Annotated in this window: 8 protein-coding genes; 6 read left to right on the top strand and 2 right to left on the bottom strand. The window is 69.6% G+C overall.

Going from position 1 to position 12,041, the window contains the following annotated elements; translation table 11 throughout:
* The first annotated feature begins 55 nt into the window (after positions 1-55).
* The 4 genes from H4W81_RS40600 to H4W81_RS40615 are packed head-to-tail and all read left to right on the top strand — an operon-like array spanning position 56 to position 6,106.
* Positions 56-1,333: an ABC transporter substrate-binding protein gene (locus H4W81_RS40600; protein ID WP_192779642.1), complete on the top strand. Its 1,278-nt coding sequence runs from the start codon at positions 56-58 to the stop codon at positions 1,331-1,333.
* Positions 1,333-2,205, top strand: a complete 873-nt coding sequence (locus H4W81_RS40605) for a carbohydrate ABC transporter permease (RefSeq protein ID WP_192779643.1) — start codon at positions 1,333-1,335, stop codon at positions 2,203-2,205. The genes H4W81_RS40600 and H4W81_RS40605 overlap by 1 nt, the downstream gene beginning before the upstream one ends.
* 1 nt (position 2,206) lies before the next feature.
* Positions 2,207-3,073: a carbohydrate ABC transporter permease gene (locus H4W81_RS40610; RefSeq protein ID WP_318782374.1), complete on the top strand. Its 867-nt coding sequence runs from the start codon at positions 2,207-2,209 to the stop codon at positions 3,071-3,073.
* Between the two features lie 27 nt (positions 3,074-3,100).
* Positions 3,101-6,106: an alpha-mannosidase gene (locus H4W81_RS40615; protein WP_192779644.1), complete on the top strand. Its 3,006-nt coding sequence runs from the start codon at positions 3,101-3,103 to the stop codon at positions 6,104-6,106.
* A 377-nt stretch (positions 6,107-6,483) separates the two neighbouring features.
* On the opposite strand, the gene H4W81_RS40620 is transcribed toward H4W81_RS40615, so the two are convergent.
* Entirely contained in the window at positions 6,484-8,064 is a 1,581-nt protein-coding gene (locus H4W81_RS40620) for a coiled-coil domain-containing protein (protein ID WP_192779645.1), read from the bottom strand.
* 160 nt (positions 8,065-8,224) lie between these two features.
* The gene (locus H4W81_RS40625) at positions 8,225-9,397 is read right to left on the bottom strand and encodes a class I SAM-dependent methyltransferase (protein WP_318782376.1); all 1,173 of its coding nucleotides are present in this window, start codon (positions 9,395-9,397) and stop codon (positions 8,225-8,227) included.
* A gap of 318 nt (positions 9,398-9,715) precedes the next feature.
* Between H4W81_RS40625 and groES the strand changes: the two genes are divergently transcribed.
* Positions 9,716-10,027, top strand: coding sequence for a co-chaperone GroES (gene groES, locus H4W81_RS40630; RefSeq protein WP_043623565.1), 312 nt, complete (start codon positions 9,716-9,718; stop codon positions 10,025-10,027).
* Between the two features lie 61 nt (positions 10,028-10,088).
* Positions 10,089-11,711 (top strand): chaperonin GroEL, encoded by a 1,623-nt coding sequence (gene groL / locus H4W81_RS40635; RefSeq protein ID WP_192779646.1) that lies wholly within the window; start codon positions 10,089-10,091, stop codon positions 11,709-11,711.
* Positions 11,712-12,041 lie beyond the last annotated feature (330 nt).

Consider the following 12,041-nt stretch of genomic DNA (forward strand, 5'->3'; position numbering starts at 1 on the left):
CTAGCCCGGTGGATAGTCCCGCAACTAGAGCGGTTTAGTGCCGAAGGAGAGCGTCATGCGAAGGTACTGGGCAGGACTGGCCGTCGTGGCCACGATGGTAGCCGGGGGCTGCGGGCTGGGCGCGGAGGAGCCTGAGGCCGCGGCGCCGAGCGCGAACGCCTCGGGGGAGGTGAAGGGCAAGGTCAGCCTGCAGACGTGGGCGCTGAAGCCGAAGTTCACCGACTACATGCAGGGCGTCATCGACGCCTTCGAGAAGAAGCACCCGGGCGTCGAGGTCGAGTGGCTCGACCAGCCCGGCGACGGCTACTCCGAGAAGGTGCTGAGCCAGGCCGCCGGCGGCACCCTGCCCGACGTCACCAACCTGCCGCCCGACTTCGCGCTCCCCCTGGTGAAGCAGGGCCTGCTGCTCGACGTCTCCCAGACCGACCAGAAGCTCGCCGACGAGTACGTCGCGGGCGGCATCGACGCCTACAGGTTCGCCGGCTTCCAGGGCGTCTACGGGTACCCGTGGTACCTCAACACGGACGTCAACTACTGGAACTCCGAGCTGATGACCAAGTACGGCCTCGACCCGAAGAAGCCGCCGACCACCTTCGACGAGCTCGTCGCCCAGGCCAGGATCCTCAAGGAGAAGTCGGGCGGCAAGGTCTACCTGATGAGCCGCAGGCCCGAGCTGGGCGACCTGTTCAAGGAAGGAGTGAAGCTCATGGCGGACGACGGCAAGAGCTTCACCTTCAACACCCCCGAGGCCGCCGCGCTGCTCGACAAGTACCGCGACGCCTTCAAGGAGGGCCTGCTGCCCCGCGACGTGCTGACCGACACCTACGCGGGCAACGCCAAGCTGTTCAACGAGGGCACCGTGGCCTGGACGACCGCCGGCGCCAACCACATCACCAGCCTGGCCACCGACAACCCGACGCTCGCCCCCAAGGTGGTGCCGTCGACCGCGATGGGCACGCCGCCGCTGTACGTGCAGGGCCTGTCGGTCTCCAAGAAGACCCAGAACGCCCCCGCCGCGATCGCCCTGGCCCGCTGGGTGACCAGCCCCGAGAACCAGGCGGCCTTCGCCCACCTGGTGAGCATCTTCCCGAGCACCAAGGCCTCGGCGAACGACCCGTTCTTCAGCAAGAGCGACGGCACCAACGCCAGTGAGGCCAAGGTCATCGCCTTCGCCTCGCTCGCCCAGGCCAAGATGCTCCAGCCGGTCGAGGTCACCGACGCGATGAGCAAGTTCATCAGGCAGCAGTTCGCGCTCGCGATCAGCGGCGAGATCACCTCCAAGGAGGCCCTCGACGCCGCTGTGGCCAAGTGCGACGAACTCCTCCAGAACTGATGACCCATCGGCGCTGGTTCACTCCATGGCTGTTGGTGGCGCCCGCCGCGGTCTGGCTGTTCGTGTTCAACATCTGGCCGTCGATCAACACGGTGGTCCTGGCGTTCACGAACGCCAAGCCGCTGGGCGGCGGGCGCTTCACCGGCCTGGCGAACTTCACGCGGGTGCTGAACGACGATCAACTCGCCGACGCGCTGCTCAACAGCATCGTGTTCATGGTGGTCTGCCTGCCGCTGCTCACGATGCTGCCGCTGCTGATCGCGGTTCTGGTGGAGAAGAAGCTGCCCGGCATCATGTTCTTCCGCACCGCCTTCTACACCCCTGTCGTTGCCTCGGCCGTCGTGGTCGCGCTGATCTGGGGCTGGATGCTGAACGACCGCGGCCTGGTGAACGGCTTCGCCCAGTGGCTCGGCGTCATCGCCGCGCCGATCCCCTTCCTGACCGACCGCTGGCTGCTGCTCTTCAGCGCGATCAGCCTGACCGTCTGGAAGGGGCTCGGGTACTACATGATCATCTATCTGTCGGCCCTCGGGAACGTCAGGCGCGAACTCCACGAGGCGGCGGCGGTCGACGGCGCCGGTCCCGTGCGCAGGTTCTGGAGCGTCACCGTGCCTGGCGTGCGCAACACGATGCTGCTGGTCTCGGTACTGGTGTCGGTCTCGGCCCTCAGGGTCTTCTCCGAGCTGTACGTGCTCTCCAACGGCACGGGAGGGCCTGGCGGCCGGGACATGTCGGTCGTGATGCTGATCCAGATGTACAGCCGGGGCTTCACCGGCCATCTCGGCTACGCCTCCGCGCTCAGCATCGTCCTGCTCGTCGTCACGATCGGCCCGATGCTCCTGCTCCTGCGGCTCAACAGGAAGGCGGCCTGAGGTGGCGGCACACGCCAAGTCCGCGCGCCACAGCGGCTTCAACACGATCACCACGGGCGAGAAGGTGCTGCGCTACACGCTGCTCCTGGTCGTGCTGGCGATCACCGTCTCGCCGTTCCTCTGGCAGCTGTCCACCTCGCTCAAGAGCCTGGACGAGGACATCTACGCGCAGACGCCGACCTTCCTGCCCGAGCACCCGACGCTCGACAACTACGTCAAGGTGGCCGAGACCATCCCCGTCTGGTCCTACGCCGCCAACTCGCTCGTCGTGGCCGTCATCGTGGTCGCGGGGAACGCCGTCGGCGCCACCATCGCGGGATACGCCCTGGCCAAGCTCCGTTTCAGGGGCGCGAAGCTGCTGATGGGCCTGTTCCTGGCCACGCTCGTGTTGCCGGGCGAGGTGACGATCATCTCGCAGTACGTCACCGTCCGCGGCCTCGGCCTGGCCGACACCCTTGTGGGCGTGGCATTGCCCGGCGCCATCGGGATGCTTAACGTGCTGTTGATGCGTACGGCGTTCCAGGCGATCCCCCCCGAGATGGACGAGGCCGCCATCATCGACGGCGCGACGGCCTGGCAGCGGCTGCGCCACATCGGGCTGCCGAACGTGCGCGGCATGCTCAGCGTCATCACGATCTTCGCCTTCATCGGCGCCTGGGATGATTTCCTGTGGCCGCTGATCGTCCTCACCAATCCGGAGAACTACACCCTCACCGTCGGCCTGCAGTACCTCAACGGCACGTTCAGCGCCAACCCCCGGCTCATCGCGGCCGGCACGATGATCTCCTTCCTGCCGATCGTGATCGTGTTCGCCGCACTCCAGCGGTTCTTCTTCAGGGGCGTCGAGGAAGGCGCGATCAAGGGTTGATCGTTCACATCACCAGGGAGTCCTTCGATGCATGACGACCGCAATCTGGTCGAAGCCCGTCTCAAGCGCGTCCTCGACGAGCGCATCCGCCCGGCCGTGTACCCCGAGGCCGTGCCGCTGGAGGTGACCGTCTGGCACGCGCCGGGCGAGCCGGTGCCGGTGGCCGAGGGGCTGGCGGCCGTGCCCGAGCCGATCGCGGTCGGCGACAGGTGGGGCGCTCCCTGGGGCACCAGCTGGTTCACCGTGACGGGCACGGTGCCCGTGGAGTGGGCCGGCAGAAGCGTCGAGGCGATCCTCGATCTCGGGTTCGACGAGAACATGCCAGGCTTCCAGTGCGAGGGGCTCGTCTACCGTCCCGACGGCACCCCGGTGAAGGGGCTCAACCCGCGCAACCAGTGGGTCCGCGTGGGCGCGCCGGTCGAGGGCGGGGAAGAGGTGCGGCTGCACGTCGAGGCCGCGTCCAACCCCGTCATCCTCGACTACCACCCTTTCCTGCCGACCAAGCTCGGCGACAAGGAGACGGCGGGCACCGAGCCGCAGTACCGGCTGGCCCGCATGGACCTGGCGGTCTTCGACGAGGTCGTGTGGCAGCTGGTGATCGACCTGGAGGTGCTGGGCGAGCTCATGCGCGAGCTGCCGGTCGAGGGCGCGCGCCGCTGGGAGATCCTGCGCGCGGTGGAGCGGGCGCTCGACGCGGTCGACCTGCAGGACGTGAACGGCACCGCGGCCGCCGCCCGCGAGCACCTCGCCGGTGTCCTGGCCACGCCCGCGGAGCCCTCCGCGCACCGCATCAGCGCCGTCGGCCACGCGCACATCGACTCGGCCTGGCTGTGGCCGCTCCGCGAGACCGTCCGCAAGGTGGCCCGCACCACGTCCAACATGACCGCGCTGCTGGAGGACGAGCCGGACTTCGTCTTCGCCATGTCACAGGCCCAGCAGTGGGCCTGGGTCAAGGAGCACCGGCCCGAGGTCTGGGCCAGGGTGACCAAGGCGGTGGCCGCGGGGCGGTTCGTGCCGACGGGCGGCATGTGGGTGGAGTCCGACACGAACATGCCCGGCTCCGAGGCGATGGCCAGGCAGTTCGTGCACGGCAAGCGGTTCTTCCTGGACGAGTTCGGCATCGAGAACGACGAGGTGTGGCTGCCCGACACGTTCGGCTTCGCGGCCGGACTGCCCCAGATCATCAAGGCCGCGGGAGCGAAGCGGCTGCTCACCCAGAAGATCTCGTGGAGCCAGACCAACAAGTTCCCGCACCACACCTTCCTCTGGGAGGGCATCGACGGCACCAGGATCTTCACCCACTTCCCGCCCGTCGACACCTACAACTGCTCGATGAAGGGCAGCGAGATCGCCCACGCGGCGCGCAACTTCAAGGACAAGGGCGTCGCGCGGCACTCCCTCGCACCCACCGGCTGGGGCGACGGAGGCGGCGGCACCACCCGCGAGATGGTCGCCAAGGCGGCCAGGCTGCGCGACCTGGAGGGCTCGGCCACCGTCACGTGGGAGACGCCCGCCGACTTCTTCGCCAAGGCCGAGGCGGAGTACCCCAACCCGCCCGTGTGGGTCGGCGAGCTCTACCTCGAGCTGCACCGGGCCACGCTCACCAGCCAGGCCAAGACCAAGCAGGGCAACAGGCGCAGCGAGTCGCTGCTGCGCGAGGCCGAGCTGTGGGCCGCGACCGCCGCCGTCAGGACCGGCCACCCCTACCCCTACGAGCAGCTCGACCGCATCTGGAAGACGGTGCTGCTGCACCAGTTCCACGACATCCTGCCCGGCTCGTCCATCGCCTGGGTGCACCGCGAGGCCGAGAGGACGTACGCGGCCGTGGCGGCGGAGCTGGGCGGCGTCATCGACGCCGCGCAGCGCGCACTGGCCGGTGACCCCTCCTCCGGCGGACAGCTCGTGTTCAACGCCGCCCCGCACGCCCGCCACGGCGTCGCGGCGGGCGGCGCCTCGGCCGCCGTCGCCGAGCGCGCCACGGACCTCCGTCCTCGCGACGGGGGCGGCTACGTGCTCGACAACGGCCTGCTCCGCGTGGAGATCGACGAGCACGGCCTGGTCAGGTCGGCGTACGACCTGGCGGCCGAGCGGGAGACCGTCGCTCCCGGCAGGGCGGCCAACCTCCTGCAGATCCACCCCGACTTCCCCAACATGTGGGACGCCTGGGACGTCGACGAGTTCTACCGCAACACGGTCACCGACCTCGTGGACGCCGACGAGGTCGCCCCCGGCGACGAGCCGGGCTCGGTCCGCGTCGTCCGCTCCTTCGGGAGCTCGAAGGCCGTGCAGTCGCTCAGCCTGAGCGGCAAACGACTCGACATCAGGACCGAGGTCGACTGGCACGAGACCGAGAAGTTCCTCAAGCTGGCCTTCCCCCTCGACGTGCACGCCGAGCGCTACGCCTCGGAGAGCCAGTACGGCCACGCCCACCGCGCCACCCACACCAACACGAGCTGGGAGGCCGCCAAGTTCGAGGCGTGCAACCACCGCTTCGTGCACATGGAGGAGCCCGGCTGGGGCGTGGCGCTGGTCACCGACTCGACCTACGGCCACGACGTGACGCGCACGGTCCGCGCCGAGGACTCCGGCACGACCACCACGCTCAGGATCTCGCTGCTGCGCGCACCGCGCTTCCCCGACCCCGAGACCGACCAGGGCGTGCACCGCTTCCACCACGCGCTCGTGCCCGGCGCGACGATCGGCGACGCGGTCCGCGAGGGCTACTTCGTCAACCTGCCCGAACGGCGGGTCCCCGGCGCCGCCGAGGTCCCCCCGCTGGTCACGATCGACAACGACGCGGTCGTCGTGACGGCCGTCAAGCTGGCCGACGACGGGAGCGGCGACGTGATCGTGCGCTTCCACGAGGCGCACGGCGGCAGGGCCAGGGCGACGCTGACCGCGGGCTTCCCCGTCACCGGCGTCTCGGCGACGGACCTGCTGGAGCGGCCCCTCGCGCAGCCGCGGCGCGAGGGGAACACGGTGGCCCTGGCGCTGCGGCCGTTCGAACTGGTCACCCTCCGCCTGAGCCGCTGACGCGGGGCGCTTCCTGACGGGCTTTTTTCGGGTGCGGTGGTGCCTCAGAGGGTGACCACCGTGCCCGACAGGCGGGCGCGCTCCGCCGCCCAGACGACGCGATGGGTGGCCAGGCTCGCGGCCGCGTCGGAGCGCAGCAGACCCGGATCGCCGGTGGAGACGGTCCCTTTGAAGCGCGGCCGCGTCTTGGACCACAGCCTCTTCTTTGTCGCGGCCGGTCCTCTGGGGCGCGGCCTCTCCGTCGGATAGTGGCCCGCCCCCGAATTCAGGCCGACCCCCGAGATCCAGGGCGGCCCCTCAATCCAGGCCAGCCACTCACAGCCAGGTTGGCGCCCCGGATCGCGGTCGCTTCTCCAGGGCGCGGTGGCCCTTCGGGGTTAGTCCTTCGGGTTGCGGCTGGGGCGCAGGAGCGCCTCGGCCAGGGCGAGCATGGTCTCCTCCAGCGCTCCGAGCCGCTTGGTGAGGTCGGTGGTGGCGGGCTCGACGATGCCGGTGACGCTCTCGGCCAGCTCGGCGCGGTCGGGACGGGCCGCGACGGCGTCGGCGAGAGCGGCCGCCGCGGCGGTCAGCCGCTCGTCGATGGCGTCGAGGCGCTTGACGTGCGCGATCGTCTGGGTGTCGAGCAGCTCGCCGACGCGCTCGCTGATGCTCAGCGTGACGGGCAGCTGGCCGACGCGCTGGTTGACGGCCTCCACGCGGTCGTCGATGGCCTCGAGGTGCTCATTGGCCTTGTCGGCGGTGGTGGACATGCCGGTGAGCGTGGCGTCGACGCCGTCGAAGCGGGTGACGATGCGCTCCTCGACCTCCGACAGGCGCTCCTCGAGCATGTCGAGGTGGGTGCCCAGGTCGTTGAAGCGGCCCTCGACACGGGTGGCGGTCTCGCTGAGCTGGCTGCCGGTGCCCGCCATGCGCTCGTCGAGCGCGGTGAAGCGGCCGTCGATGCGCCCGTCGAGCCCGTCGAAGCGATCGTCGTGCCGGCCGAGGTGGCCGTCGACGCTGCCGAGCCGCTGGTCGAGGCCGGCCAGGCGGGAGTCGAGCCCGCCGAGGCGGCCGTCGACGCCGTCGAGGCGGGTGTCGATGTCGGCCAGGCACCCATCGGCCGTCTCGATGCGGCCGTCGACGCTGTTGAGCCTGGCGTCGACGGCGATGAGGCGGCCGTCGACCCGGTCGACCCTGCTGTCAAGGCCGTCGAGCCGGCCCGCGAGCCGGCTCTCGGTGTCGCCGAGCTTGGCGCCGACCTCCTCGATCGAGGCGGACAGCAGCTCGGTGGAGGCGGTCATGGCCTCGTCGACGGTCTTGAGCTTGGCGTCGAGGGCCCCGGGCAGCGCGCTCACCCCGGTCTCGATGCGGTCGGTGCGGGCGGTCAGCTCGGCCATCGACTTGTCGAGCCTGGTGAAGCGGTTGGCCGCGGCCTCCATGCTCGCGTTGAGCTGGCTCAGCTTGCCCGCGAAGTCGCCCAGGCGCTGGGAGATGCCCTCGCTGCTCTCGATGACCGACTGGAGCCGGTTGAGCGCCTCGTCGACGCTCTCGCTCACGGTGCCCACGTCGGCCCAGAGGCTGGGCAGCTCGATCACCGGCTTGACCCGCTCGCTGACCGACTCGACGCGCGCGTCGACGTTGCCGACCTGCTCGCCGACGGCGTCGACGTGGTCGCGCACCGCCTCGACGTGCTGGGCCAGGCCCTCGGCCCAGGACGGTGGTCTGGTGGTGATGTCGTCCAGGCGGCCGCTCACCGTCTCGAGCGTGCCGCTGAGGCCGCCGAGCTCGCGCTCGCGCACCTCGCGCAGCAGCCACTCCATGCCCTCAAGCCGCTGGCGGATCTCGTCGAGCACGGCGCCCTGGGTGCGCTGTTCGTAGACGTGGTCCTGGGCGGCACGCGCGAGCAGCTCGCGCATCCTGTCGGAGATGGCGGTCTGGCTGCCTGCCTGGAGAAGGGTGGTGTGGTTGGAGTGATCCACCGAAAGCTCCTTCACTCGCCGACGGTCTGCCGCGCAGCGGTGTGGTTTTCAGATTCGTTAGGGGAGAACTCCCGCCCGGCCACCCTAGTAGCTCGATCAAGATCCTTCGGGGCTGACTTTAAAAGATCGTGGTTATAGATGTATCGCCCCGATTTGTCATTTACGCAGGTCGAGAGGGGGTACAGATGAGTGCGGAAGGGCGGTCCATAATCCTGGTCAGAATGACGACCGCGGATTTGTCACCGGAAAGTCGCAGGTCACGCCGCAAACGCTCGATGTCGACCGCGGAGGCGCGTTTCTTGATAGTCGCATTTCCGACCTGGCGTGCGCGGAGGGCGGCTCGCAGGCGTTTGACGGAAAACGGCATGGCTTCGTGCACCTCGTACCTGGAGGCCCATTCGGTGTCGAGCGGATCGTCGCCGGTGATGTAGGCGATCAGCGGGTCGGCGAGGCGCCCGCCGACCCTTTCTGCCACCTCGGCCACCAGGTGGGCGCGGATGGCCGCGCCGTCGGGTTCGTAGACGAAGCGCCCCAGCGGGCCGACACGGGCCTCGGCGCCCGTGGGGGTGAGCGTGCTCCCGCCAGGCAGGAGCGTCGCCCTCCTGAGGCCCGCGCCGCCCGAGAGGCGGCCGGTCCAGACGACGGCCTCCTTGACCTCTCCCCTGTGGGAGACCCACTCCGCCTCGGCGCCCTCGGGGATGAACTCGTACGGGATGCCGGGCGCCACCTTGAGGCAGGCGGCTGGAGCCCTGCCGAGCAGGTCGAGGACCACGGGCCACGGCGGCGAGTAGGCGTTGGGATCGAAGGTCCTGCCCCTGGCCGTACGGCGGGCGGGATCGGCGAACAGGACGTCGTAGCCGGAGGGGTCCACGGTCGCGGCGTCGGCCGTACGGACGGTGGCCAGGTCTGACAGCCCCAGCGCGTCGATGTTGGCGCGCGCGACGGCGACCGTCAGCGGGTCGGCGTCGACGGCGTCGACCTGGCAGCCGGCTCTGGCCAGGGCGATCAGGTCACCGCCGATGCCGCAGCACACGTCGATGACGCGCTGTCCGGGGCGGAAGCGGGCGGCGCGGTGCTCGGCGACCTCGCGGCGGGTGGCCTGCTCGACGCCGTGAGAGGTGAAGTACATCGAGGCCGCGTCGTCGCCGAACTTCGCCACGGCCCGTTCGCGGAGCGTGGCCTGGGTGAGGGCGGCCGAGGTGAGGGCGGCGTCGTGGCTCTTGCGCATGCGGGTCGCGGCCACGACGGGGTCGGCGCCCATCAGCTCGACGGCTTCGGCGAGGGCTCGCTGCCCGCGGGGCGTCAGGAGGGCGAGGAAGGCGTCGTGGTCCACGCCGTACGACGTTAGTGCAGGCCCGGGCGGAGCGGGCGGCCACGCTCGGCGAGCCGTTCGCGCCCGGCCGGCGCGTGGGCGGGGTGGATACGGGGTCGTACGGGCCTTTTGTCGGGCCGCTCCGACGGCTTCCGCGTCACGCTCTAAGCGGAGCGGAGCGGTTCGTGTTGACGGGCAGGGCCCGCTTGCATACTGTTTCGTTTTGGCACTCTCATACCGAGAGTGCCAACGTGCGACGAGGCAGGTCTGACACCCGCGACGGCAGGCCCAGCTGGTCGCCTCTTCTAGATCATTCAAATCTGAAGGGGAGGTCCGATCGTGACGACCGCCACTAAGGTTCCCGTTAAGCCGCTCGGCGACCGCATTGTGGTCCAGCCGCTTGAGGCCGAGCAGACCACCGCTTCCGGCCTGGTCATCCCGGACACCGCCAAGGAGAAGCCGCAGGAGGGCAAGGTCCTCGCGGTGGGCCCCGGCAACTGGGACGAGGACGGCGACAAGCGGATTCCGCTCGACGTCAGCGAGGGCGACATCGTCCTCTACAGCAAGTACGGCGGCACCGAGGTCAAGTACGGCGGCGAGGAGTACCTCGTGCTCTCCGCCCGTGACGTTCTCGCCATCATCGAGAAGTAAGCCGTGAGAAAGCCCCGGGCCCGCAAGTGCCCGGGGCTTTCTACGCTGAGAGGACTTTCCCATGCCGAAGATCCTGGAGTTCGAAGAGGACGCACGGCGCGCTCTCGAGCGTGGCGTCAACGCCCTCGCGGACGCAGTGAAGGTGACCCTGGGCCCGCGCGGCCGCAACGTGGTCATCGACAAGAAGTTCGGTGCGCCGACGATCACCAACGACGGTGTCACCATCGCCCGCGAGGTCGAGCTGGAGGCGCCGTACGAGAACCTCGGCGCGCAGCTCGCCAAGGAAGTGGCGACCAAGACCAACGACGTCGCCGGTGACGGCACCACCACCGCGACCGTCCTCGCTCAGGCGATGGTCCGCGAGGGTCTGCGCAACGTGGCGGCGGGCGCTTCCCCGCTGTCGCTCAAGCGCGGCATCGACCTGGCCGCCAAGGCCGTCAGCGAGAAGCTGCTGGCCTCCGCCAGGCCGGTCGAGGACAAGAAGGAGATCGCCAATGTCGCGACGATCTCCGCTCAGGACGCCAAGATCGGCGAGCTGATCGCCGAGGCGTTCGACAAGGTGGGCAAGGACGGTGTCATCACCGTCGAAGAGTCCAACGCCATGGGCATGGAGCTCGAGTTCACCGAGGGCCTGCAGTTCGACAAGGGTTACCTGTCGGCCTACATGGTCACCGACCCGGAGCGGATGGAGTCGGTCCTCGAGGACCCCTACATCCTGATCCACCAGGGCAAGATCGCCTCCATCGCCGACTTCCTGCCGCTGCTCGAGAAGGTCGCCCAGACCAAGAAGCAGCTGCTGGTCATCGCCGAGGACGTCGAGGGCGAGGCCCTGGCCGTCCTGGTGACCAACAAGATCCGCGGCACCTTCACCTCGGTCGCCGTCAAGGCGCCCGGCTTCGGTGACCGCCGCAAGGCCATGCTGCAGGACATCGCGATCCTGACCAACGGCCAGGTCGTCAGCGAGGAGATCGGCCTCAAGCTCGACCAGGTCGGCCTCGAGGTGCTCGGCACCGCCCGCCGCATCGTCGTCACCAAGGACGCCACCACGATCGTGGACGGCGCCGGCGACGCGCAGGCGATCGAGGACCGCGTCAAGGAGATCAAGCTCGCCATCGAGCAGTCCGACTCCGACTGGGACCGCGAGAAGCTCCAGGAGCGCCTCGCGAAGCTGTCGGGCGGCGTCTGCGTGCTGCGCGTCGGCGCGGCCACCGAGGTGGAGCTCAAGGAGAAGAAGCACCGCCTCGAGGACGCGATCTCCGCGACCCGCGCCGCGATCGAGGAGGGCATCGTCTCCGGCGGTGGCTCCGCGCTGATCCACGTCTCCAAGGACCTGGACAACCTGGGCCTGACCGGTGACGAGGCCACTGGTGTGGGTGTCGTCCGCAGGGCGCTCGCCGAGCCGGCCCGCTGGATCGCCGAGAACGCGGGCCTCGAGGGCTACGTCGTCACCCACAAGGTCTCCGAGCTGCCCGTCGGCCACGGCTTCAACGCCGCGACCGGCGAGTACGGCGACCTGGTGGCGCAGGGCGTCATCGACCCGGTCAAGGTCACCCGCTCGGCCGTGCAGAACGCCGCGTCCATCGCCGGCATGCTGCTCACGACCGAGGTCCTCGTGGTGGACAAGCCCGAGGAGGAGGCCCCGGCCGCCGGCGGCCACGGCCACGGTCACGGCCACGGCCACTAGATCGGTCTCTGAAAGGCCCGCGCCGTCGTGCGCGGGCCTTTTCGTTTTGTTTCGTACGGCAAGCCAACGTAAGGCCACCGTGGGTGCGTGGCCGGCCCCTGGGCAGGTCCGTCTCATGCCGGTGCCTCTCAGGCAGGTCTCCCCTCAGACCTGGACGCATGACGGACGCATCGCTGGGATCGAGATCCCCGACAGCCGTATGGCGCGCGAGGCGACCGCGCTGGTTCGCGAGGTGGCGGGGCCGCTGCTGTTAGACCACTCCCGTCGCGTCTACCTGTTCGGTTCGGCATCGGAGGGTCGCCTGGTCCCGTCCACCGGGGTTCGTCAGCC

Source organism: Nonomuraea africana (assembly GCF_014873535.1).
GTDB classification, from domain to species: domain Bacteria; phylum Actinomycetota; class Actinomycetes; order Streptosporangiales; family Streptosporangiaceae; genus Nonomuraea; species Nonomuraea africana.

Coding starts and splice junctions, on each gene's coding strand:
- H4W81_RS40600 (WP_192779642.1), top strand. CDS start 56: ATGCGAAGGTACTGGGCAGGACTGGCCGTCGTGGCCACGATGGTAGCC.
- H4W81_RS40605 (WP_192779643.1), top strand. CDS start 1,333: ATGACCCATCGGCGCTGGTTCACTCCATGGCTGTTGGTGGCGCCCGCC.
- H4W81_RS40615 (WP_192779644.1), top strand. CDS start 3,101: ATGCATGACGACCGCAATCTGGTCGAAGCCCGTCTCAAGCGCGTCCTC.
- groL (WP_192779646.1), top strand. CDS start 10,089: ATGCCGAAGATCCTGGAGTTCGAAGAGGACGCACGGCGCGCTCTCGAG.